This is a genomic window from Mesoflavibacter sp. CH_XMU1422-2 (genome assembly GCF_037029245.1).
Taxonomy (GTDB): Bacteria; Bacteroidota; Bacteroidia; order Flavobacteriales; family Flavobacteriaceae; genus Mesoflavibacter; species Mesoflavibacter zeaxanthinifaciens.
This window is the reverse complement of record NZ_JAYMEE010000012.1, coordinates 14388-39236: the sequence shown is the minus strand read 5'-3', so window position 1 is coordinate 39236 and position 24849 is coordinate 14388. Positions and strand designations below refer to the sequence as shown.

The window sequence follows — 24849 nt, the reverse complement described above, 5'->3', positions numbered from 1 at the left end:
TTTATTTTAATGTCAAAGTGACACTATTTTGTGTTATGATGTTTTAAGCTAGCTTTTACAAATGCCACAAATAATGGATGTGGATTTGCAACTGTACTTTTATATTCTGGATGATACTGTACAGCAACAAACCAAGGATGGCTTGGGTTTTCGACAATTTCTACCAATTTAGTTTCTGGATTATAACCTGTAGTTTTTAATCCAGCAGCTTCTATTTTTTCTTTATAGTCGCTGTTAAACTCGTATCTATGTCTATGACGTTCTTTTATATCCTGTGATTTATACACATCGTATGCAATAGATTCTTTTTCTATGTGGCAATCCCAAGCACCAAGACGCATTGTTCCACCCATATCGGTGATGTTTTTTTGGTCTTCCATAATGTCTATTACTGGATTAGATGTTTTAGGATCCATCTCTGTTGAGTTAGCATCTTTTAATCCTAGTACGTTACGACAAAACTCTATTACAGCCATTTGCATTCCTAAACAAATTCCTAAAAACGGAATGTTATTTTCTCTTACAAATTTAATAGCGTCTATTTTACCTTCTATACCACGTTCTCCAAAACCTGGTGCAACAAGTACACCATCAAGATGAGATAATTTCATCTTAATATTGTCTTCGTTTAGATATTCTGAGTGTACAGATTCTACATTTACTTTAACTTCATTTTCTGCACCTGCATGGATAAAAGCTTCTAAAATAGATTTGTAAGAATCTTGTAATTCTACATACTTACCTATTAATCCTATTGTAATTTCTGATTTTGGATTTTTATGAAGTTGTAAAAACTTATTCCATTTTGTTAAATCTGGCACATCACTTTTTAAGGCTAGCTTTTTAAGAACAACCTTATCTAAACCTTGATCCAACATTAAATTAGGCACATCATATATTGTAGATGCATCTATAGATTGTATGATTGCTTCTTCACGAACGTTACAGAATAAAGCTAACTTTCGTCTTAAATCACTTGGTAATTCGTGCTCTGTACGACATACCAATATGTCTGCTTGCACACCACTTTCCATTAAAGTCTTAACACTGTGCTGTGTTGGCTTTGTTTTAAGCTCTCCTGCTGCAGATAAAAAAGGAACTAACGTTAAATGTATAACAATTGCATTGTTTTCGCCTAAATCCCATTTTAATTGTCTTACTGCTTCTACATAAGGTAAAGACTCTATATCACCAACAGTTCCTCCTATTTCTGTAATAACTATATCGTAGTCTCCAGAGTTTCCTAAAATCTGAATTCGATGTTTAATTTCGTCAGTAATATGAGGTACTACTTGTACGGTTTTACCCAAAAATTCGCCACGACGTTCGCGTTCTATTACGTTTTGGTAAATACGACCAGTAGTTACATTATTAGCTTGGCTTGTTGGTACGTTTAAAAAACGTTCGTAGTGCCCAAGATCTAAATCGGTCTCTGCACCATCATCGGTTACATAGCATTCGCCATGCTCGTATGGGTTTAAAGTTCCTGGATCTACGTTAATGTAAGGATCTAATTTTTGAATTGTTGTCTTATAACCTTGCGCCTGAAGTAACTTGGCTAGAGATGCTGCGATTATACCTTTTCCTAATGAAGAAGTTACACCTCCGGTTACAAATATGTACTTAGTTTTAGTTGTCATGTTGCGTTGTTAACGCGGGCAAATTTACAATTTTTAGTTGAAAACTTAGGATGAATTTAAGATTTATTTTGAGTATCTTTTCTGTATCTCTCGTACCAAATATTCTAGTCCATTTACTTTTAATGTATAAACAGTTTCTAGCATTTGTCCTAATTTATTTTTTGGAAAACCTTTATTATAATACCAAACTACATAATGTTCTGGCAGGTCTATTAAATACCTGTCTTTATACTTACCAAAAGGCATTTTAGTATGTGCTAATTTTATGAGAAAGTCTTTGTCTGGCTCTAGCACTAAGATTTAGATTTAAATTTTTCTAAAGTTTTTAATTGTTTAGCAACACTTTCCTGCCATTTAATTTGTGCTTCGGTATTTATAGAATGATTAGTTTCTTCATCATAAGAATTTTGCATTAAAGATAATTGCTTATTAATACTTTGATGTAGTTGGTTTAACTGATTATCTAAGTCTAAACTTGGCTTTATTTTGGCTATTTGTTGTCTAAATAATCTAGCATGTAACTCTGTAATATCAAAATGAAGTTGTTCATGTCTCAAAATATTATCATCTACCATTTCTTTTTTACACCACGAATGCTCTGGATAAAAATAAGCTTTAACCAATGTTTTAAAACTATGCACCTTATTTGATGTTTTATTTATAGAATAGCTAAAAGTAATCCCTGAAGCTGTGATAGCTACAGCATCTGTTTGATTATTTGGTGCACCTTTAAAATCTGACCAAGTTAATTTGTAATTTTCATTCCAAGAAACTTCTTCTATAACATCGCTATGAAATAGAATAAACAAACTTAATATTGAAATAAATTTTAACATAACCAATTAACGCTAAGTTAATTAAAAAATTACTCGGTTACTTCTACTATTTTTAAATCACTGTATTTTACTAAGTAAACAGCATCATTGTAATAACCGCCAAATAGCTTTTTCTTGTAAGCAAACTTATTTTCTACATAGGTTGTTAAAGGGTATTGGTTTGCAGACATATATAAATCTTCTGATGTAACTAAACGTAACACTACATCCATAGTTATATCAAAGCCTCTTGTTGCATAACTATTTGGTAATTCATTATAAGTACTTTTGTAGCGCTTTGCAAAACTATTGTTTTCGTCTTCGTTAAAAGATTTTTTAATATCTGAATACGTAAAGCTAAGATTAGATAAATGTGTATTTCTTACTTCTTCATCCTCAAACGCCTTATCCATTTTTGTAGTAGTTAAAATTATATTTGTTCCTGTTACAATTTTTGAATTTAAAAGACTTGAAACATTAGATACAAAACCTGGATTGTCTGTTTCTAAAAACACCACATTTTTTCCTGGTTTTAACACATTAATTATATCTTGATCTAATACATAATACGCATCTTTTCCTGTTTTTCTTTCTGTTCTTGAAGATAAAATTGATGCTCTTGTAAACTCTCTTTTTAATTTATCACTTATAGATTTATGTTTTTTATCTGAAATAATAATAACATGTGCTGTTGAGTCTTTTTTAAAGTAATTAATTATAGCGTCTTCTAACATATCTTCAGATGGTCTTGACTGAAAAACATTGTCTCCTAAATTTACCGTTTTTGTTAATGGTGAAACTACGGGTATTTTTTGATTGCTTAATTGTGAAGCTACTGTGTTAAAATTATCTTTCATCATTGGTCCAATGACTGCGCTAGTTTCTGAAAAATCATTTCTTCTTAAAATTGAAGCCACTTCGCTTTCTCTATTTTGTGTATCAAACACATCAACTTTTAGATTTACACCTAACTCTTGCAAAGAATCTAATGCTACTTTTACACCTGTATAAAAATCTAAAGACACACTTAAATATCTATCTGTTTCGATTTGTTTTTTGGTGTCGTAAATAGAATCTGTATTTACCTTATTTAAACCAAAAGGAAGCATGATTGCTATCTTTTTAGTTTCAGGATTTATATTACTTTTTGTTAGATCTACTTTTCCTGCATTTGTAGTCATACTACTTACAACACCTTCTATTGTCGAGTTACTTCCTTTAAAAGGTATTTTTAAAACCATACCTTCTTTTAATCCAGTTTCTTCTAGTTCAGGGTTTAATTTTTCAAGGTCTTCTTGGGTTAACCCAGTTTTTAATTTAATACGATAAAAACCTTCTTTTGGCAAAACTGTATAGTAGCTATACTTTTCATCTACTTCTTTTATGGTTTCAGCTTCTTTGTTTGGTACATTTACAACATCACCTGGTTGTAAAACATCATTCATTTCAGGATTTAAATCTTCAAGTTCTTGTACCGTAATTCCGTATTTATAAGCAATACGCCATTTTCCTTCTTTTGGTTGAACGGTATAAGTGGTTAAAGGCGATTTAGTCTCAACAACTTCTTTTACAATTTTATATTCTGGAATTTTTATACGGTCGCCTTTACGCAAATTGTTAGCATACAATTCTGGATTGTGCTTTTTAATATCTTCTTGAGTAACGTCATACTCTTTAGATAAACTGTAAAGCGTTTCTTTTCGTTTTACTTTATGAGTTTTAAACCCTAACAGCGTTTTTGTTTCTTTTGTTGTGGTTTCTGGTTCTTTTACAACTACACCTTGTTTTGGTATTATTAAAACAGAACTTACTTTTAACCCTTTTCTTGCATCAGGATTTAATGCCAAGATAGAAGATTTAGACACATTATATTCTTTTGCAATCTGCTCTAAAGTTTCCCCAGCTTGGACTTTATGGGTTTTGTAATTTTGCGCTTTCGCGGAAGCACAGCTAAAGACCATTAATAAGCCTAAAATATATAGTAATTTTCTCATATCTAATTATACGTTGTAAAAGTGCGTTAGGGATTGAACGGTTTGTTTGAGCTCTCCCAACTTTTGTTGGGAAGCGAGTAGTGAAAGCCCGACCCTTGTGGTAACGCCATTCTTCTCGATACTATTTTCTCATACTTCGAAAATCACTCGAAGTGACGATTTTTTGTTTATTCCCACTCTATTGTTGCTGGTGGTTTACTACTAATGTCGTAAACTACTCTATTAACGCCTTTTACTTTATTTATTATATCGTTACTTGTTTTTTGTAAAAACTCGTATGGTAAATTTACCCAATCTGCAGTCATACCGTCTGTACTTTCTACAGCACGTAATGCCACACATTTTTCGTAAGTACGCTCATCTCCCATTACTCCTACACTGTTTACCGGAAGTAACATGGCGCCTGCTTGCCATACTTTGTCATACAATCCTGCTTGTTTTAATCCGTTGATAAAAATAGCATCTACCTCTTGTAATATACGAACTTTTTCTGCTGTTACGTCTCCTAAAATTCTGATAGCTAAACCTGGACCTGGAAACGGATGACGACCTAAAAGGTTTTTATCCATACCCATTGATGCACCAACACGTCTTACTTCGTCTTTAAACAATTCTTTTAATGGTTCTACAATTTTAAGCTTCATAAAGTCTGGTAATCCTCCAACGTTATGATGACTTTTTATTGTTGCACTTGGTCCGCCAGTTGCACTAACACTTTCTATCACATCTGGATAAATTGTACCTTGTGCTAACCATTTTACGTCTTCTATTAAATGAGCTTCGTCATCAAAAACTTCGATAAATACACGTCCAATAGCTTTACGTTTTTTCTCTGGATCACTTTCATCTTTTAAGGCATCCAAAAAGCGTGCCGAAGCATCTACACCTTTTACATTTAAGCCCATTCCTTTGTATTGTTCTAATACGTCTGAAAATTCGTTTTTACGTAACAAACCATTATTTACAAAGATGCAATATAGGTTTTTACCGATGGCTTTGTGTAAAAGCATTGCTGCTACAGATGAATCTACACCACCTGATAATCCTAAAACTACTTTATCGTTACCTAACTTTGTTTTTAAATCTTCTACAGTTTCTTCTATAAAAGCATTTGGTGTCCAATCTGGATTAACTTTTGCTATTTTAACTAAGAAATTTTCTAGTAGTAATTTTCCATCTGTTGAATGATATACTTCTGGATGAAATTGAATAGCATAAGTTGTTTCATTTTCTATTTTATATGCTGCATTTTGCACATCGTGTGTACTTGCTAAAAGCACACCATTTTCTGGCAAAATCTTGATTGTATCACTATGACTCATCCAAACTTGACTGCCAATATGTATGCCTTCTAAAAAAGTTTCGTTTTCTTCAACGTAACTTAAGTTAGCTCTACCGTATTCTCTCGTATTAGATTCTGCTACTTCGCCACCAGAAAAATGCGCTAAATACTGTGCACCGTAGCACACTGCTAGCATTGGTTTTTTGCCTCTTATATCTGATAAGTTAGGATGATATGCATCTTCTGATCTTACAGACATTGGGCTACCAGAAAGTATTACCGCTTTGTAGTCTTCTAAGTTGTTTGGAATCTTGTTAAATGGGTGTATTTCGGAATAGATGTTAAGCTCTCTAACTCTGCGCGCAATTAGTTGTGTGTATTGCGATCCGAAATCTAAAATAAGTACTTTGTCGTGTTGCATGCACAAAAATAATAATTGCGTTGAAAATTACTATTTATGTGATATTAAATTTCAACTTATTTTTTAACAAAACTATCAACTAAAGCATCGATTCTAATATTGCTTTTATATCTTGTTCTGTAGTATCTGGGTTTATAAAGCAGAAACGTGAGACGGTTTCAAAAGTATTGCCTGTTTTCCATTTTGTAGGAGTGACTAATGCAAAACCTTTATCGTGATTTGTAAATGTCCAATTACGATAGTCTTCTGGATTCCAACCTTTTCTTCTATACAATACGCACGATAAACTTGGCTCTCTAACCAACTCTACATGATCATAATCTTCTATCATTTTACCTGCTATATTAGCTAATTCTATACCACGCTCTACAGCTTGTTTATATCTATCGGTACCATGTGTAGCCAAACTAAACCAAAGTGGCAAACCTCTAACACGACGTGTTAATTGTATTTGATAATCTGTTGGGTTGAATCCATGCGCACCTTCATCTTTAAAAATTTCTAAATATGATCCTTCTTGAGAATGTGCTTTTTTTGCTAATTCAGGTTGTTTGTAGATTACTGCTCCGCAATCATACGGAGAAAACATCCATTTATGAGGATCTATTGTGATGCTATCTGCATGTTCAATTCCGTTAAATAAGTGTCTTACAGAATCTGCCACCAAAGCGCCTCCACCATATGCAGCATCTACATGAAACCATAACTTTTCTTTTTGACAGATATCTGCAATTGCGCTTAAATTATCAATAATACCGGCATTTGTGGTGCCACCAGTTGCAACAACTGCAAATAAACGTTGACGTTGGTGCTGGGTTAAACTGTTAATCGTACTTTGTAAAGCTTCTCCTTCTAAACGGTCTTCAGTATCTACCAATAATACATCTACATCCACCACTTTTGCCATAGCTTTTATTGAAGAGTGAGCGCCAATAGAGGTTATAATTAATCCTTTTTCGTTTTTGTTTTGCTCATTTAGGCTTCTCCAATATTCGCGTGCAGTTACTATTGCAGATAAATTTGCTGCAGTACCGCCACTTGTAAATACACCAAATGCTCCTTCTGGTAAACCCGTCAAGGATACAATCCACTTCATAGCTTCGTTTTCACAAAAAATACCTCCTGCACCTTCCATCCAATACGCACCATGAATGCTTGATGCTGATGTTACTAAATCAAACATTACTGCAGCTCTTGTTGGTGATGCTGGCACAAAAGCTAAATGACGTGGATGATCAATTTTTACATTAGCATGCATTAAATGTTTTTTCCACATGTTAAATGCGGTTTCGCCTCCAATTCCTTTTTCTGTAATAGTTTCTCCTACTAAAGCTTTTAAAGTTTCAGCTTTTTGAGGTTTACCGATAACATCTTCTGTTTTAGAAATTCGGTCTATTGTGTATTTCATGACGTCTAGCGTCATTTCTACTAAATCTATATCTATCTTATGCATTATCTTGTAATTGAAGAACTAAAAATTCGCTTTTTAAAGGCTCTAAATTATTAATTAATTGTGGTATTAAACTATCTCCATACTCTAAATAAAATTGGGAAAAGTTTACGCTACGCTCTTGTAAACTTTGATTTGGAAATAGTCGATTTTGTAAATCTGTAATGCGCTGTACATGGTCTTTTAACTTTCTTTTTTGTGCGGCAAGCAGACGTTTTTCTAGATGTTCTAAACCTTTTATTTGCTTACGTCTTTGCGCGTCTACTGCGCCAATAAAGGATTTATCGGTTTGTTCAGCCAATGTATATAAATCTTCAAACTGCTGTTTTAAATGCTTTATTTGTGGTGAAAAATTGATATCTATATTTGAAATTTCGCGTACACGTTTGTTTATGAATGTATCACGCTTTAAAAATAATGAAGCATTATTAATATTCAGTTTGTCTAGTTTTTTGGCTTGCCTTTCGGTTTTTAACAGTACCGAATTACGCAATAGAAGCATTGGAAAAACTACATTGTTTGCCTTAAAATTTTCTTTTAATTGGAACCAATAGGCTAATTCTCCGCCACCACCAATGTAACACAGATTTGGTAAAATAACTTCTTGATATAACGGACGTAAAATTACATTTGGACTAAAACGTTCTGGGTGATTTTTAATTTCTTCTTTAATTTCAGGAGTTGTCCACGTAATATTTGTGTTTAATACGCTATAAGTTTCATCTTCAAAAACAATACGTTCTCTTAGATTTTCGCCTATATAAAACAGGTTAATTTCTCTTGGATTTACTTGTATTTTATAGTTTTCTGACGTTTTTTCAATTTCAGCATTGGTCTGCATCACTTTATTAAAAGACGTTTGCTCTACAAGTTCTTTTTCTATATAAGGAACAAATAATTGCTTTAATTTTTTGTGATTGGCATCAACAATTACTAATCCATAATCTTTAAAAAGTTGGTTTGCTAAAAACAAGGTTGCTTCGGCTAAATTACTGTGTTTTAAATAGGCTTTTTCAAACCATTGCTTTAGTGTATTTGCATTATTACCAAGTCCTAACTCTTGAGAGAATACCTCTAAAACCTCTTGCAAACCTTCTGTAGATAATTCGCCAACTGCACCTGATGCATTTTTATTCCACCTTATTTTTTTTCCATTGAAATTAAAATAGTTAATTTCTTCAAAATCATGATCTTCGGTCGCCATCCAATAGACAGGAACAAAATTATACTTTGGATAGGTTGCTTTTAAATTTTTAGTAAGATTTATGGTTGAAATAATTTTATATAAAAAATATAAAGGTCCTGTAAACAAGTTAAGTTGATGTCCTGTAGTTACCGTAAACGTGTTGTCTTTACGCAGTGCTTCAATATTGTTTAAAGTTTGTAACGACGCATCAAAAGACTGATATTGTTCTATTAAAGTTTCTGCAAGAATTTTTCTGTTTTCAGATGAAAATGATGCTTGTTTTTCTTCAATTTGAAATTTAAAATTTTGAAGCTTTGGAAAGTGATTATAAAATGGTTTTAGCTCTTCTTTTTCTGAGAGATAATCGGTTATTAAAGTAGAAAAATATCCTGTGTCTTTAAATGGAATACAGTCTGTTGGCATAAGTGTAAAATTCTACTACAAATATAACACAGAATAGACTATTCTATGTCTTAAAATTAACATAAATCCTCAATAAACATGTTGCTTTTTTACGTATATTTATAGATAACTCTTTAATTAAAAACGTTATGAAAACGATTAATTTCACATCACAAAAGATTATATTTTTAATGTTTACCACTTTATATTGCTCGATAAGTTTTGCTCAAAACTTAGTTGAATATAAAGGTGTTGTTTTAGATCAAAATAATAAAAATGAATTAGCTTTAGCAGACATATCTCTTACAAACAGCAACATTAGTACGATTACCAATAGAGAAGGAGAATTTTCTATTAAAATTCCAGAAAACCAACTTAATGAGCGTTTAATAATTTCATTTTTAGGTTATAAACAGCAAAAAGTAAAACTATCTGAAATTAATAATGCTAATGCTAAAATATACTTAGAACCTGCAGCAACCATATTAGCTTCTGTTGATATTGTTAGACCTAAAGACGCTTATGATTTAGTAAAAAAAACACTTTCCTTAAAAGGTGAAAATTATTTAACCGAGAACGCGTATATGACAGGTTTTTATCGCGAATCGATAAAAAAGAGAAACCGAAATGCTTCTTTAGCAGAAGCTATTGTAAGCATAGAAAAACAACCTTACACTAATTATAAATCTGATAAAATAACCTTAATAAAGTCCAGAAAGCAGACCAACTATAACAGATTAGATACTCTTGCTTTAAAGCTACAAGGTGGACCATTTGGATCTTTATACGCAGATATGATTAAATACCCTGATTATGTTTTTAATAATGAATCTATAAAATACTATGATTTTAGTTTTGAACAATCAACTGAAAAAAATGGCAGAATGGTTTACGTTGTTAACTTTAAACAAAACTCTAATTATAACATGCCACTTTACTATGGGAAACTATATATAGATTCTCAAACTTACGCACTTACAAGTGCTGATTACAACTTAAATGTTGAAAACAAAGCTAAAGCATCTTCATTTTTTGTAAAGAAAAAGCCTAATAGAGTCGAAATAACTCCTACAGAAGCTAATTATAAAGTAACTTACAGAGTTAAAAACGGTAAGTGGTATTACAGTTACAGCAACATGTTGTTAACTTTTATAGTAGATTGGAAGGGTAAACTTTTTAATAGCAAATACACATTAAATAGTGAAATGGCTATTACAGATTGGAATTTAGACAACAATACTATAAGCTCTAATGAAAATAAAAGATTAAGACCATCTAGTATCCTTCAAGATGAAGTTTCTGGTTTTACTGACCCAGAATTTTGGGGCGAATATAATATTATTGAACCCGAAAAATCTATTGAAAGCGCCATTAGAAAAATTAGTAGGCACTTAGACAAGTCTTAAACTATTCTACAACTTGTGCATACAAGTCAAAATCTTCTGCTTCTACAACTTTAACATTATAAAAATCGCCAGTTTTAAGGTAAGTTGTAGTTGCGTCGATTAGCACTTCGTTATCCACATCTGGACTATCAAACTCGGTACGACCAATAAAGTAATTACCTTCTTTACGGTCTATAACCACTTTAAAGGTCTGTCCTATTTTTTCTTGGTTTAATTCCCAAGAAATTTGCGACTGTATTTCCATAATTTGATTAGCACGATCTTGCTTTACTTCTTCAGGCACATCATCTTCTAGATTATACGCGTGTGTATTTTCTTCGTGAGAATATGTAAAACAACCTAAACGCTCAAAACGCATATCTGTCACCCATTGTTTTAAGGTTTCAAAATCTTCTTCTGTTTCACCTGGATAACCAACTATTAAAGTTGTACGTATAGTCATTTCTGGTACTGCAGCTCTAAATTCTTTTAACAACTTAGTTGTTTTTTCTTGTGTTGTACCACGACGCATGCTTTTTAAAATCTTATCAGAAATATGCTGTAAAGGAATATCTAAATAGTTACAAATTTTTGGCTCGCGATTCATAACATCTAAAACATCCATCGGGAAACCAGTTGGGAATGCATAGTGTAATCTTATCCATTCTATACCTTCAACTTTTACAAGGTTTTCAAGTAATTCGGCAAGATTTCTTTTCTTATATAAATCTAATCCGTAATAGGTTAAATCTTGAGCTATTAAAATTAATTCTTTAACACCATTTGCTGCTAACTTTTCAGCTTCAACTACTAAATCTTCAATTGGTGTAGACTTGTGTTTACCACGCATTAAAGGTATTGCGCAAAAACTACAAGGTCTATCACAACCTTCAGCAATTTTTAAATAGGCGTAGTTTTTTGGTGTTGTTGTCAAGCGTTCACCAATTAATTCGTGTTTATAATCTGCACCTAAAGCTTTTAGTAAACCAGGTAATTCTGTAGTCCCAAAATATTGATCAACATTAGGAATTTCTTTCTCTAAATCAGGTTTATAACGTTCACTTAAACAGCCAGTTACAAACACTTTATCAACTTCGCCATCTTCCTTTTTCTGCATATAATGTAAAATAGTATTTACACTTTCTTCTTTGGCGTTGTTAATAAATCCGCAGGTATTAATAACCACAACGTTACCTTCTTGCTCATGCACAACTTCTTTTCCATTTGCTTTAAGTTGCCCCATTAATACTTCACTATCGTACACATTTTTACTGCAACCTAAAGTAACAACGTTTATTTTATTTTTTTTAAGTGATTTAGTTCTCATACCTTAATTTTGGATGGCAAAGATACGTAATGATTTACGATTTTTAAGTGTCGAAATAATATTAAAAATCAGACATTAAACCTTTTTTGTATACTTTAGTCTAAAGTTGAAAAACAAACTGTTATGAAAAAACTGCTTTTTCTATTTTCATTTTCTTTTTTAATATTGAATTGCAGCAGTAATGACAATAATGAAATTGATGAAACACCAACTGCCAATGAAGAGAGTTTATATTTTCCACCTATAAATTCAGACACTTGGGAAACTAAAACTTTAGCAGAAGCAGGTTGGAATGAAAGCCAACTTCAACCTTTATTAGATTTTTTAGATGAAAAAAACACAAAAGGTTTTATTATCCTGCACAACGGTAAAATAGTTGTAGAATCTTATATGAATGGTCATAACGCCAATAGTATTTGGTATTGGGCAAGCGCAGGTAAAACATTAACCGCAACTGTTTCTGGTATTGCTCAAGACGAAGGTTTTTTAAATATTGAAAATAAAGTTTCTGATTATATTGGTACTGGTTGGACAAGCGCTACATTAAACAAAGAAAACCTAATTACTTGCAAACATTTATTATCAATGACTTCTGGTTTAGACGATGAAACTGGAGATGATGTTTCTCCTGAAAATCTTCAATATTTAGCAGATGCTGGTACACGTTGGGCTTATCACAATGTGTATGTAAAAATGCAAGATGTTGTTGCACAAGCTACTGGACAAGATTGGGATACCTATTTTAATGAAAAATTACGTGATAAAATAGGAATGACTGGTAGTTGGGTAAATTTAAATGCGTTAAGTGTGTATTGGAGTAACACACGAAGCATGGCTAGATTTGGTTTAATGACGTTAGCTAACGGTAAATGGGAAGACCAACAAATCATCAGCGAAAGTTATACTAACCAAGCCACTAACACATCTCAAGACATTAATTTAGCTTACGGATATTTATGGTGGTTAAATGGTAATTCAAGCTTTCACTTACCAACAACGCAAGTTGAATTTACAGGTGAATTAATACCAAATGCACCAGCAGATATGTTTGCTGGTTTAGGTAAAAACGATCAAAAAGTTTACGTTGTACCTAGCAAAAACATAGTAGTCATAAGAATGGGAGAAGTTGCTAATCCTGACAATTCTTCTTTTGGTTTATCTGGTTTTGATAATGAGCTTTGGGAAAAAATTAATGCGGTAATTAATTAAGTTCTTTTAGTGACTGACGATACTTTGTCTTGTTTTCAAAAGCAAAACCTATTTGTAATAACTGATTTTCTGTTAGTGGTTTTCCTATAAAAGTTATTCCTTTAGGCGCTCCATTTTCTTCATATCCCATAGGAACTGTTAATGCTGGATATTCTGCTACAGCAGCATGTGCAGCATGATAATTATTAATTGACAAAACCACATCTACATTACTTGCTTCCATTGGTTTGTCAAAAAATAGTTTACCATTGGCTTTTAATTTTTCTTTAATTGTCTCCAATTCATTAACCGAAGCTTTATCTGCAACTACACCTTCAAATAACTTCTGTCCGTAAGGCATACTATTTAATGAATCTTTTTTATTGAATTCGATAATATCATCTATAGTTTTAAAACCTAAAGATGTATCAGCATATGCATTAAAATATTCTGGTAAATCTTTTTGCATATCTAAATTTAGTAGTCTTATAAAGTCTGGCAATTCAACGTTATTCATTTCAATTTCTACAATTTCAAAACCAATAGTTTTTAAATCTTTTACAGCTCTTGAGTATAAAGAATCTTTCATAAGAGATTTAATTGCTCCTAAACGTTTTCCTTCTACAGAAAAATTTTTCAATTCATCATAATTTATAATACTTGAAGCTGTTTCAATAGATTTACTATCAGCATCATCAAAACCAACTAAAGCTTCTAAGAGAATAGCATTGTCTATTACATTTTTAGACATTGGTCCTGCTGTATCTAATGTGGAAGAAATAGGTACAACACCACTTCTACTTACCAATCCAATAGTAGGTTTTAAACCTACAACCGAATTTTGGCTTGCTGGGGATAAAATTGACCCTGCAGTTTCACTACCAACAGCTGCGACACAAAAATTAGCCGCTACCGCTACACCACTACCAGAACTTGATCCGCCTGTATCAATAACTCTTCTTCCGTATGGATTTAATGTTTGTCCACCAATTGCACTATAACCGCTAGGACAATCTCCGCAGAAAAAATATGCCCATTCGCTTAAATTAGCTTTACCTAAAATTAACGCACCTTTTTCTTTTAATCGTTTAACAATAGAAGCATCATTGGTTTTATTATTTTTTAAAGCAACAGCACCTGCAGTAGTTACCATATCTGAGGTATTAATATTATCTTTTAAAAGAATTGGCATACCATAAACAGACATCAATAAATCACGTACGTTAACATCCATATTTTTAAAAGATTCATCTCTATTTTTAGCTTCCATTATCACATTAGGATTGACAGCTATTACTGAATTTAATGCCAAATCATTTTCTCTGTCAAATTTTCTAATTCGATATAAATAGAATTTTGTAAGACTCTCATAAGTTAGTTTACCATCAATAATATACTGCTGAAGTGTTGGTATATTTTGATCTAAAATTAACGGCTTTAATTGCTGATAATTTTCTTCTGAAAAATCTTCTAATTGCGAATTTAATTGCTCCCAAATTGAAGCATTAGATATGTATTTTGAATCTAAAACTTTAAACTCTCTAAAGTCTTTTGTAGAAATAGAGCTTATTTCATTTTCAACTTCGGCTTCTTTTACAGTTTTATTATTTTCTTTACAACTATTAAATAAAAAAAGAAATACAATTAGGAGTTTAGCTAGTTTCATGATTTTTGTTTTCAATAAAAATACAAAAAAAAGCCTCTTTAAATAAGAGGCTTTTTTTGTAATAATTTATGTTGAAAAATTTCTATTTAAAGAAAGAATCTACAAATTCATATTTATTAAACACTTGTAAATCTTCTATACCTTCTCCAACACCTATATATTTTACTGGTATTTGAAATTGGTCACTTATACCAATAACTACACCACCTTTTGCTGTACCATCTAATTTAGTCACAGCTAGACTTGTTACTTCGGTAGCTGCTGTAAATTGTTTTGCTTGTTCAAAAGCGTTTTGACCAGTACTACCATCTAAAACTAGTAATACATCATGTGGCGCATCACCAACTACTTTCTGCATGACACGTTTTACTTTAGTTAACTCGTTCATTAAGTTAATTTTGTTGTGTAAACGACCAGCAGTATCAATAATTATAACATCTGCATCTTGAGAGACACCAGATTGTAAAGCATCAAAAGCCACACTTGCAGGATCAGATCCCATTTCTTGTCTTACCATCGGTACATCTACTCTATCTGCCCAAACTTGTAATTGATCTATCGCTGCTGCTCTAAAGGTATCTGCTGCACCAAGAACAACTTTAAGTCCTTTCTTTTTAAACTGATAAGCTAATTTACCAATAGTTGTTGTTTTACCAACACCATTTACACCAACTACCATCAACACATATGGAGTCTTTTGTCCGTTTGATTGTGCTGGTAAATTTGGTATTGTATATTCTGTTTCTTCTCCAGAATTGGTTTCGGATAGTAATCCTGCAATTTCTTCACGTAGGATTCGGTTTAATTCGTCTGTACCTAAATATTTATCTTTAGCTACTCGCTCTTCAATACGCTCTATAACTTTTAATGTCGTATTAACACCAACATCACTAGTCACTAAAACTTCTTCTAGGTTATCTAAAACATCATCATCTACTTTAGATTTTCCTGCAACTGCTTTACTTAGCTTACCTAAGAAGCTTGTACTAGACTTTTCTAGTCCTTTGTCTAGTGTTTCTTTTTTTTCTGAAGAAAATATTCTTTTAAAAAAACTCATATAGTTTTAATATTTGTTTGTTAGCGATGCAATTACAATAATAGAGCCAAATAGTTTTACTGCTAAATTGTCATAATTACAGTGTAAAGAAACGCAATATTTTAAAATAAAAAAAGCCACCTTCGGGCAGAAAGTAGCTTAATAGGATTGCTAAAGCACAATTCTTATTTTTTTAACCAGTCGTTTACTAAGTCTGGCGCCATAATAGACTCTACGAACATGTAAGCTCCTGTTTTAGGAGATTTTACCATCTTTATAGCTTTTGATAATCTTTTTGATCCTGTCTGTAACGATGCTACTGATTTCTTTGCCATCTTTTATCTTTTTTAAATTCTTTGCAATAAAGAATGTTACTTAATTTCTTTATGAACTGTCATACGCTTTAAGATTGGGTTAAATTTCTTTAACTCCATTCTGTCTGGCGTGTTCTTTTTATTTTTTGTTGTAATATAACGAGATGTTCCTGGTTTACCAGACTCTTTGTGCTCTGTACACTCTAATATTACTTGTACTCTGTTACCTTTCTTTGCCATAATTACTATTATTTACCTATTAGGCTAATATTATTTTACAAATCCGTTAGCTCTTGCTTTTTTTAATGCAGCAGAGATACCGATTTTATTAATTGTTTTTAACGCTGATGTAGATATTTTTAAAGTTATCCACTTATCTTCTTCAGGAATATAAAAACGTTTTTTAATTAAATTAGCTCCAAATGTACGCTTTGTCTTATTCATTGCGTGAGACACGTTGTTTCCAACCATTGCCTTCTTTCCTGTAAGTTCACAAACTCTTGACATTACTATATAACTTTAAAAGTGTTATTAAAAATCGAGGTGCAAATATACTAATTATTTACTATTTGACAATAGCTAAATAATTAATTTTCAAAAATTTCTTTTTGAAGTAGTTCTAAAACCTTATTTACGGTTTTATTTATTACACGCTCACGATGATTACCCATATTAAATTGAAAGGCTTTTGCGCCTTCTTTAGTGGCAAATCCAATAAAAACTGTTCCTACTTCTGCATCAGAATCGCCTTTTGTTGATCCTGCATTACCTGTTGTTGATATCCCAATATCTGCATTCAGCTTTTCTCTTACATTAATAGCCATAGCTTTTGCAACAGCTTCACTAACAACAGAATGTTTTTCTATAATAGCTTGATCTACACCTAAAATATCTACTTTACTTTGTGTAGCATAAGTGACTAATCCGCCTTTAAAATATGCCGATGCGCCAGAATGTTGTGTAAAGGTTTGGGTTAATTTTCCGCCTGTACAACTTTCGGCAATTGCCAATGTCTGGTTAGTTTTTACTAATTGATTGGCAATAATTTGTTCTATACTATTATTATTGTCTTCAAAACCAACAAAAATATCTTTTATTAATGGTAAGATATTCTCAACTTGCGTTTGGATGTCTTTATTTAAAACATCTTCATCGTTGCCTTTACCTGACAATCTTAAACGCACACGTCCTAAACTAGGCAAATATGCCAGTTTAATATGTTTTGGTAATTGGTCTTCTATATGTTCTATACGTTGTGCAATTGCGCTTTCACCTAAACCATAGGTTAAAATGGTTTTGTGTAAAATAAATGGTCTTTTGTATTTATGCGCTAATTTTGGCAGTACTTCATCTTCTACTAGCGCTTTCATTTCGTAGGGAACACCTGGTAGAGATATAAAAACTTTATCTCCTTTTTCCATCCACATTCCAGGCGCTGTACCATACTTATTCATTAGCACTTTACTTTTTGATGGTACTAATGCTTGTTTTCGATTTAAATCTGAAATTGGAGTCGTAATATATTTTTCAAAAAGTTGCTCTACGTGTGCTAATACTAAATCGTTTTGCACCAAAGTATCATTAAAATACTCGGCTAAAGTATGCTTCGTAATATCGTCCTTAGTTGGTCCTAATCCGCCTGTAACAATAATGATATCGGCATTTTCTTCTGCTTCTTTAAAGGCTTTTATTAGGTATTCTCTTTCGTCTTGTATTGAAGTTATTTGATATACAGATACACCTATGGAGTTTAACGCTTTACCTATAAAAGCTGAATTTGTGTCTATAATTTGACCAATGAGAATCTCGTCTCCAATGGTTATTATTTCGGCCTGCATTATAAATTAAAATCTTCTTTAATTTCTTTAACTGCGTTATCTATTGCTGTAAGCACAATAGTTAATTTACTTGAAATATCTTTATCTGTTTGTTCAAATTTACCCCAATCTTGGACTTCGATTAAATCGTTAAGTACGCCAAGCTCAAACATATCTACAGTTGGTTTCATTTTATGAGCTGTTTGGTAAGATAACTTGTAGTTTTTATTTTCTACCGCGGTTTTTAAAACAGCTGCATCTTCTGGGACTTCTTCTAAAAATGTTTGTGCTAATGCCATGATAAAATCTTGGTCATTATCTGCTAGCTCTTTTATTCTTTCTAATTTATAATGCTGTTCCATTTATTTAACTTTAATCGAAAACATTTCTTTGTCTTCTATATATCCTTTTAGTGCGTCATCAGCAACAACTTTGCCAACTCCTGCAGGCGTACCCGTAAAGATAATGTCTCCTATTTTTAATGTAAAATATTTAGACACATATTCGATAATCTCGTCAATTTTATAGAGCATGTGACTAGTGTTACCTTTTTGTACGGTAATTTCATTTTTTTGCAGACTGAAATTCAAGTTGTTAATATCTGAAATTTCTGACTTATCTATCCAGTTACCAATTACAGCTGCACCATCAAAAGATTTTGCTTTTTCCCAAGGTAATCCTTTTTCTTTTAATTTTTGCTGAACATCTCTTGCTGTAAAATCTATACCTAATCCAACTTTATCATAATACTTGTGGGCAAATTTTTTATCAATGTGTTTACCTACACGATTTATTTTTACCAATACTTCAACTTCGTAGTGTACATCTTCTGAAAAATCTGGTATAAAAAACGGTTGTTTTTTCAATAATATAGCTGTATCTGGTTTGATAAAGACTACTGGTTCTGTTGGACGCTCGTTTTGTAATTCTTCTATATGTTTGGTGTAATTACGACCTATGCAGATTAATTTCATATTATTTAAGAATCAAGAGTAAAGACCGCTTCGCTGCTAGAAAACAGATGCTTACTCGATTATTTATTGTTTTTGATTGCAATGTAATTTTTAAACTTTATCTTTTTACTTCGTGCTTTGCACTTCTCGATACAATGCCTCATCCTTCGGCATCACTCGAAGTGACGCGGTTTAATTAAAGGTGCTAGCCATTAGTTTTTAATTATTTTCTTCGTGCTTCGTGCTTCGTGCTTCTCACTTAATTAGGTCTCGACTGCGCTCGACCTGACAACTGACAACTGTTTATTGTTTATTGTTTATTGATCTAACCCAACTTATTATTAAACGCTCTTAACTTAATTGCAGTTAGTACTTTTTTAGTATATAACGGAAAATCTGCATTTAACAACCATCCAAAATAACCTGGTTCGGTTTCTAAAACATCGGTTACTAATTTGCCTTTATGTTTACCAAAACTAAACACTTCTTGTCCTTCTTTATTAAACGCAATAAAACCAGCAAAATCTGCAAAACGCTTGCGGGAGCTAAAATCGGCTAAAAACTTTGCATTGTTTTCTAAATCTTCATAACGTTCTACTTGCGCTTCTAAAACCTCATAAGTTGCCAATGTATCTGCTGCTGCTGTATGTGCGTTTTCTAAAGTTTTATCGCAGTAAAATTTGTACGCTGCGCTAAGTGTACGTTGTTCCATTTTATGAAAAATAGTCTGTACATCTATCGCAAGGCGCGATTTCATATCAAAATCCATATCGGCACGCAACATTTCTTCGGCTAACAACGGAATATCAAAACGGTTAGAGTTAAAACCTGCCAAATCTGCATCTTTGATCATGTTGTTAATCTCTGATGCTAATTGCTTAAACGTTGGCTCGTTTGCTACTTTATCGTCAGTTATACCATGTATTGCAGAGACTTCTGCTGGTATTGGCATTTCGGGATTGACTAGCCAGGTTTTGCTTTCTTTATTTCCGTTTGGATAGACTTTTAAAATTGAAATTTCGACAATTCTATCGTTAGTAATATTAATACCGGTAGTTTCTAAATCGAAAAAACAAAGTGGTTTTGTTAAATTTAAAGGCATGAATTTTGCTTTGATTTATGCAAATATAAATGTAATCTGTTACTTTTACTTTGTAAAGCTTTTTAAAAAATGAAAAACTATTTACTTCTTACTCTTTTAATCTTTTTTACAATTGGAACAAAAGCACAAAATGACCATAAACACGTTAAACTTATTGAAGAAATTAAAGGCAAACGCTATGAGTTGTATATAGAAAACACAGACTCTATCTCTTATGATATTTTTTTAAAAGTTGATACAGAAGATTTTAGACGCAGTAGCGAAAGACCAATTTTAAAAACCGTACCGCCAAAGTCCAAACAACGCGTGCTAACTATGGTTATTTTAAACGGTAAAGAAGGTAAATACACGTACACGTTAATCATAAACGAAGTAGCTTACGCCTTACAATTTGATAAAGATTTTGAGCTGTTAGATACCAAATTAGATGAAGCATTAAAATCTAAAACTGTTGAAATTTATACCCAAAACGATTGCAGTATTTGTCCTGATGCAAAGCGTATTTTAACCAAAAATAAAATTGGTTATCAAGAGTATAACATAGACCAAGACACAACGCATTACAACAAACTAATTAAGGAATTTAAAGCCTTAAAACCCAATAGCGCTGTTAACAAAATCCCTATTTTAAAAGTGGACGATAAAGTATATAACCAAATTGAAAGTTTGGAAGATTTTATTGAAGCTTTGCGTGATGGGTTTAATTAAACATTTGGTCAATTGAATTTTTATTCTAACTTAGCTTAACAACTAATAACATGAATTAAAAAACTCGCTTTACCTTTTCATTGGTAGTAATTTGTGAAATGACCAACTTAACCAGAAGAAAATTTATTAAAAGAGGAATTTTAGCCTCACTTGGCTTAGTTCTTTTGGACTCACTTTGGTTTGAGAAATATGTAATTGAATGGAACTATTTTGACATCTCGAAATCAGAAAAAGATAAAATAAAAATTATCCAAATTTCGGATTTACATTTTGACCAATTAAGATACTTCCATAAATCTATTGCAAAAAAAAATAAACTCAATAAAACCTGATTTAATATTTATTACTGGAGATTCTGTTGATAAAACAGAAAAAATAAAACCTCTGAATAAATTTCTTGAATTAATTGATAATTCGATTAAAAAATATGCGATAACAGGAAATTGGGAGTATTGGGGAAATGTAAACCTGACAAAACTTAAAAGTATTTATTCTAAAAATAATTGCGAATTACTGATAAACGAGAATAGAACAATTTTAATTAAAAACCGAGAAATCTCAATAATAGGAATTGATGATTTTGTTGGCGGCAACGCAGATTTTAGAAAAGCAGTTGAGAATATAAAAGAAACTGAAACCAATATAATTTTATCACATTGTCCTGAATACAGAGATATTATTACAAAACAAAAAGGAAGCTTAAATATTGATTTAGTACTTTCTGGACATACTCACGGAGGACAAATAACATTTTTAGGAATTGTTCCTTTCAAACCTCAAGGAAGCGGAAAGTACTTAAAAGGATGGTATAAAGAATCTGGACCGAAAATGTACATTTCAAAAGGAATTGGAACAAGTATTTTACCAATCCGATTTGGAGCAAGAGCTGAAATGGTGGAAATGGAAATATAAAAAAAGCACAACCTAAAAGTTGTGCTTTTTTATATCATTTAGATACCTGCACTTCGACTTCGCTCAGTGACTAGCAGGTATTTTTAAATCTCTCTATTAATATCCCAAGCTTCTAAATAATTTTTAACCGCTTGTACAAATTGTCCACCAAGCGCACCATTTACTACACGATGGTCGTAACTATGCGATAAGAACATTTTGTAACGTATACCTATAAAGTCGCCATCTGGTGTTTCTATAACTGCTGGTACTTTACGTATAGCTCCTAAAGCTAAAATACCTACTTGTGGTTGGTTAATTATTGGCGTACCCATAACACTACCAAAGGTACCAACGTTAGTTACAGTGTATGTTCCGCCTTGTATATCGTCTGGTTTTAACTTGTTATCTCTAGCTCTTCCTGCTAAATCATTAACTTGTTTTGCCATACCAACTAAGTTTAATTGGTCTGCATTTTTTATAACTGGTACAATTAAATTACCATCTGGTAAAGCTGCTGCCATACCAAGGTTAATGTTTTTCTTTTTAATAATTGTATCACCTTGAACAGAGATGTTCATCATCGGGAAATCGCGTAAGGCTTTTGCTACCGCTTCCATAAATATTGGTGTAAACGTTAAGTTTTCTCCTTCTCGTTTAGCAAAGTCGTTTTTAACTTTTTTACGCCAATTCCATATGTTAGTTACATCGGCTTCAATAAAACTTTGTACGTGCGCACTTGTTTGTACTGATTCTACCATGTGATGTGCAATTAATTTGCCCATTCTGGTCATCTCAATAATCTCATCACCACCATTTACGCTAACTGGCGCAGCTGTTTTTGGTGCTTCTTTTGGCGCTTCTGTCTTTTGTGGTGTTGCTGGCGCAGCTTGTGTTGTTGCAGGTTGATTACCTCTATTATCAAGATAAGCCATCATGTCGTTTTTAGTCACACGACCATCTTTACCTGTTCCTGGAATAGCATCTAACTCAGATTGGCTAATACCTTCTGTTTTTGCCATGTTTTTCACTAATGGCGAGTAAAAACGATCTCCGTTAGATGTAATTGGCTCTGCAGTTTCTTTAGCAACCTCAACTGTTTTTGCAACTTCTTGAGCTGCTTCTGGTTCTGGTGTGCTTTCTTCTTTTGGTGCAGCAGCAGTTTCTGGTGCGTCACCATCGGTTTCTATAATTGCAATGGTTTGTCCAACGTTTACAACATCGTCTACGTTAAACAGTTTTTCTACTAAAACACCGTCTACTTCACTTGGTACTTCGCTATCTACTTTGTCTGTTGCAATCTCTAAGACTGCTTCATCTGCTTCAATAGTATCGCCAACTTCTTTAAGCCAAGAGGTAATTGTTGCTTCTGCAACACTTTCTCCCATTTTTGGTAATTTTAGTTCAAATCTTGCCATATTAATAATTGAAATGTAGTTTTATTGTTTTGTTTTGCAAAATTAATAAAAAATAACCTAATTTACTGTTTATTATTTATCAATTTGAATTTTTAAAAATGAATAACTTCTCCTCTATTTTTTGAAGAATTACTTCCGAGTATAAAATTAGAGTTTTTTGGGATAATTTTAAATGATATGTTTCTGTTTTTTTCTGAAGTTGACATACATATTATTATCTGCTTGAAACTTAAATAATTTGCATCTAGAACAACTTGTGTATTGACTTCAAACACTTCTGTTTTTGTTTGAACTCTGAATGGTTTTTTAAAAATTTCTGCCAATTTTGGATAATTTTTATCGCTAATTAACACATATCTATCTACAGGCATTTTTTCTACGGAAGTGTTATCTTTAAAGAGTTTTACCAATTTTATACCCAAATTAATCACCGTTTTGGTTAACGCATTACTTTTAAAATGTTTTTGATAAAATATCTGCATAGCACCGTAAAAACGTTTAGCGTAAACACGGTCTTTTAATGTACTTTCTCCTTTAAAATGTATGACTTGTATTGGTCCGTAATACATATTGTCGTAACCCGCTTTAGTGACTTTATATGACAAATCTATATCTTCTCCGTACATAAAATAGTCTTCATCAAAACCTTGTACTTGCTTATATACACTTGTTTTTACCATCATAAATGCACCAACAAGAATTGGTACAATACCCGTAGAATCTTCTTCAACGTCTGTTGCATAATAGCTTTTGGTAAAGCCTAACATTTTTTTAATTGCCACTTTTGGTGTTGGAATGTGACGTTTACTTTCTGGTAAAAATGAGCCTGTTCCGTCAATTAATCGGCAAGCAAATAAACCCAAATCATTTTTGATTTCGGAGAATTCAAATAACTCTGTAAAACAATCTTCTGGCACAACGGTATCTGGATTTAAAATACACAGATACTCGCCTTTTGCATGTTGTACACCTATATTATTTCCTTTTGAAAAACCTAGATTTTCTTTATTCTCGATTAATTTAACCTTCGGAAAATTTTGCTTTACCATCGTACAACTTTCATCTGAAGAGTTGTTGTCTACCACAATAATTTCGGCATCTAAATTTTGGATTGCTGCTTCTACACTTTGTAGACAAAGCTCTAAAAAATAACGCACGTTATAGTTAAGTATGATAACGGATAGCTTCAAAAGTAGAATTTATAATTTTAAAGAATTTTCAAAAGGAATTCGGTTTAAAATACTTCTCCCAAGAGTTATTTCGTCTGCATATTCAAGCTCGTCACCAACCGAAATACCTCGTGCAATGGTAGAAGTCTCTACTTCAAACTCTTTAATTTGTTTGTAAATATAGAAGTTTGTGGTATCGCCTTCCATAGTTGGGCTTAGTGCAAAAATAAGCTCTTTTACGCTTCCGCTTTTTACTTTTTCTACTAAACTAGAAATGTTTAAATCATGTGGACCAACACCATCCATTGGCGATATTTTTCCGCCTAAAACATGATACAACCCTTTGTGAGATGCTGTATTTTCTATCGCCATAACATCTCTAATATCTTCGACTACGCAAATTACATCTGTTTTACGCATTGGGTTTGCACAAATATCACATAGCTCGGTATCACTAATATTGTGACATGATTTACACAACTTTAAATCGTCCACCATTTGGTTTAACGCTTTACTTAAACCATGGGTATTTTCTTTAGGTTGACGCAATAAATGTAGTGCCAAACGCAATGCGGTACGCTTGCCTATACCTGGTAATTGCGAGATTTCGTTAACTGCGTTTTCTAATAATTTTGAAGAAAATTCCATAGTTGCGAATTTACGACATTGCAAGATATTATTTTAC

Annotated in this window: 24 protein-coding genes; 4 read left to right on the top strand and 20 right to left on the bottom strand. The window is 32.3% G+C overall.

All coding sequences use genetic code 11. The features are described from left to right. Positions 1-23: 23 nt before the first annotated feature. The 7 genes from WA340_RS02805 to bshC all read right to left on the bottom strand — a co-directional run bounded on the left by WA340_RS02805 (position 24) and on the right by bshC (position 9211). Positions 24-1640, bottom strand: coding sequence for a CTP synthase (locus tag WA340_RS02805; RefSeq protein WP_336127192.1), 1617 nt, complete (start codon positions 1638-1640; stop codon positions 24-26). A 63-nt stretch (positions 1641-1703) separates the two neighbouring features. After that, entirely contained in the window at positions 1704-1934 is a 231-nt protein-coding gene (locus WA340_RS02800; protein ID WP_027880082.1) for a DUF3820 family protein, read from the bottom strand. Continuing rightward, positions 1934-2476, bottom strand: coding sequence for a DUF922 domain-containing protein (locus WA340_RS02795; protein WP_336127191.1), 543 nt, complete (start codon positions 2474-2476; stop codon positions 1934-1936). The genes WA340_RS02800 and WA340_RS02795 overlap by 1 nt, the downstream gene beginning before the upstream one ends. A gap of 29 nt (positions 2477-2505) precedes the next feature. Continuing rightward, positions 2506-4449, bottom strand: coding sequence for a LysM peptidoglycan-binding domain-containing protein (locus WA340_RS02790; protein ID WP_336127190.1), 1944 nt, complete (start codon positions 4447-4449; stop codon positions 2506-2508). A 167-nt stretch (positions 4450-4616) separates the two neighbouring features. Beyond that, entirely contained in the window at positions 4617-6152 is a 1536-nt protein-coding gene (guaA, locus tag WA340_RS02785; RefSeq protein WP_304143271.1) for a glutamine-hydrolyzing GMP synthase, read from the bottom strand. A gap of 79 nt (positions 6153-6231) precedes the next feature. Beyond that, complete coding sequence (locus WA340_RS02780; protein WP_336127189.1) at positions 6232-7605, bottom strand: pyridoxal phosphate-dependent decarboxylase family protein; 1374 nt, start codon at positions 7603-7605, stop codon at positions 6232-6234. Further along, positions 7598-9211, bottom strand: coding sequence for a bacillithiol biosynthesis cysteine-adding enzyme BshC (gene bshC, locus WA340_RS02775; protein WP_336127188.1), 1614 nt, complete (start codon positions 9209-9211; stop codon positions 7598-7600). The genes WA340_RS02780 and bshC overlap by 8 nt, the downstream gene beginning before the upstream one ends. A 128-nt stretch (positions 9212-9339) precedes the next feature. Here bshC and WA340_RS02770 point away from each other — a divergent pair, with 128 nt between their 5' ends. Continuing rightward, entirely contained in the window at positions 9340-10596 is a 1257-nt protein-coding gene (locus tag WA340_RS02770; RefSeq protein ID WP_336127187.1) for a carboxypeptidase-like regulatory domain-containing protein, read from the top strand. 1 nt (position 10597) lies between these two features. Here the strand turns inward: WA340_RS02770 and rimO are convergent, their stop codons facing one another. Then, complete coding sequence (gene rimO, locus WA340_RS02765; protein WP_336127186.1) at positions 10598-11902, bottom strand: 30S ribosomal protein S12 methylthiotransferase RimO; 1305 nt, start codon at positions 11900-11902, stop codon at positions 10598-10600. Between the two features lie 123 nt (positions 11903-12025). On the opposite strand from rimO, the gene WA340_RS02760 reads away from it, so the two are divergent. Beyond that, positions 12026-13111 (top strand): serine hydrolase domain-containing protein, encoded by a 1086-nt coding sequence (locus tag WA340_RS02760; protein ID WP_336127185.1) that lies wholly within the window; start codon positions 12026-12028, stop codon positions 13109-13111. On the opposite strand, the gene WA340_RS02755 is transcribed toward WA340_RS02760, so the two are convergent. The 9 genes from WA340_RS02755 to WA340_RS02715 all read right to left on the bottom strand — a co-directional run bounded on the left by WA340_RS02755 (position 13104) and on the right by WA340_RS02715 (position 19978). Beyond that, the gene (locus WA340_RS02755; protein WP_223076354.1) at positions 13104-14756 is read right to left on the bottom strand and encodes an amidase family protein; all 1653 of its coding nucleotides are present in this window, start codon (positions 14754-14756) and stop codon (positions 13104-13106) included. The genes WA340_RS02760 and WA340_RS02755 overlap by 8 nt on opposite strands. An 82-nt stretch (positions 14757-14838) precedes the next feature. Continuing rightward, entirely contained in the window at positions 14839-15813 is a 975-nt protein-coding gene (gene ftsY / locus WA340_RS02750) for a signal recognition particle-docking protein FtsY (RefSeq protein WP_027880092.1), read from the bottom strand. 164 nt (positions 15814-15977) lie between these two features. Further along, a complete protein-coding gene (locus WA340_RS02745) occupies positions 15978-16127 on the bottom strand; it encodes a DUF4295 domain-containing protein (RefSeq protein WP_081653195.1) in 150 nt (49 codons plus the stop codon). Positions 16128-16163: 36 nt separating this feature from the next. After that, the gene (gene rpmG, locus WA340_RS02740) at positions 16164-16346 is read right to left on the bottom strand and encodes a 50S ribosomal protein L33 (protein WP_027880093.1); all 183 of its coding nucleotides are present in this window, start codon (positions 16344-16346) and stop codon (positions 16164-16166) included. A gap of 30 nt (positions 16347-16376) precedes the next feature. Further along, positions 16377-16613, bottom strand: a complete 237-nt coding sequence (rpmB, locus tag WA340_RS02735; RefSeq protein ID WP_027880094.1) for a 50S ribosomal protein L28 — start codon at positions 16611-16613, stop codon at positions 16377-16379. Between the two features lie 80 nt (positions 16614-16693). Beyond that, positions 16694-17944, bottom strand: coding sequence for a competence/damage-inducible protein A (locus WA340_RS02730; protein ID WP_336127184.1), 1251 nt, complete (start codon positions 17942-17944; stop codon positions 16694-16696). Continuing rightward, complete coding sequence (locus WA340_RS02725; protein ID WP_027880096.1) at positions 17944-18285, bottom strand: hypothetical protein; 342 nt, start codon at positions 18283-18285, stop codon at positions 17944-17946. The genes WA340_RS02730 and WA340_RS02725 overlap by 1 nt, the downstream gene beginning before the upstream one ends. Next, positions 18286-18897: a fumarylacetoacetate hydrolase family protein gene (locus tag WA340_RS02720; RefSeq protein ID WP_336127183.1), complete on the bottom strand. Its 612-nt coding sequence runs from the start codon at positions 18895-18897 to the stop codon at positions 18286-18288. Positions 18898-19201: 304 nt separating this feature from the next. After that, positions 19202-19978, bottom strand: coding sequence for a 3'-5' exonuclease (locus WA340_RS02715; protein WP_336127182.1), 777 nt, complete (start codon positions 19976-19978; stop codon positions 19202-19204). Positions 19979-20047: 69 nt separating this feature from the next. Here WA340_RS02715 and WA340_RS02710 point away from each other — a divergent pair, with 69 nt between their 5' ends. Further along, positions 20048-20686 carry a glutaredoxin family protein gene (locus WA340_RS02710; RefSeq protein WP_336127181.1) on the top strand — a complete coding sequence of 213 codons (639 nt, stop codon included), beginning with the start codon at positions 20048-20050 and terminating at the stop codon, positions 20684-20686. 300 nt (positions 20687-20986) lie between these two features. Further along, positions 20987-21598: a metallophosphoesterase gene (locus WA340_RS02705; RefSeq protein WP_336127180.1), complete on the top strand. Its 612-nt coding sequence runs from the start codon at positions 20987-20989 to the stop codon at positions 21596-21598. A gap of 83 nt (positions 21599-21681) precedes the next feature. On the opposite strand, the gene WA340_RS02700 is transcribed toward WA340_RS02705, so the two are convergent. The 3 genes from WA340_RS02700 to recR all read right to left on the bottom strand — a co-directional run bounded on the left by WA340_RS02700 (position 21682) and on the right by recR (position 24812). Continuing rightward, positions 21682-22995 carry a dihydrolipoamide acetyltransferase family protein gene (locus tag WA340_RS02700; RefSeq protein ID WP_336127179.1) on the bottom strand — a complete coding sequence of 438 codons (1314 nt, stop codon included), beginning with the start codon at positions 22993-22995 and terminating at the stop codon, positions 21682-21684. Between the two features lie 92 nt (positions 22996-23087). Then, the gene (locus tag WA340_RS02695) at positions 23088-24185 is read right to left on the bottom strand and encodes a glycosyltransferase family 2 protein (protein WP_336127178.1); all 1098 of its coding nucleotides are present in this window, start codon (positions 24183-24185) and stop codon (positions 23088-23090) included. Between the two features lie 9 nt (positions 24186-24194). Then, a complete protein-coding gene (gene recR / locus WA340_RS02690; protein ID WP_027880102.1) occupies positions 24195-24812 on the bottom strand; it encodes a recombination mediator RecR in 618 nt (205 codons plus the stop codon). Positions 24813-24849: the final 37 nt, after the last annotated feature.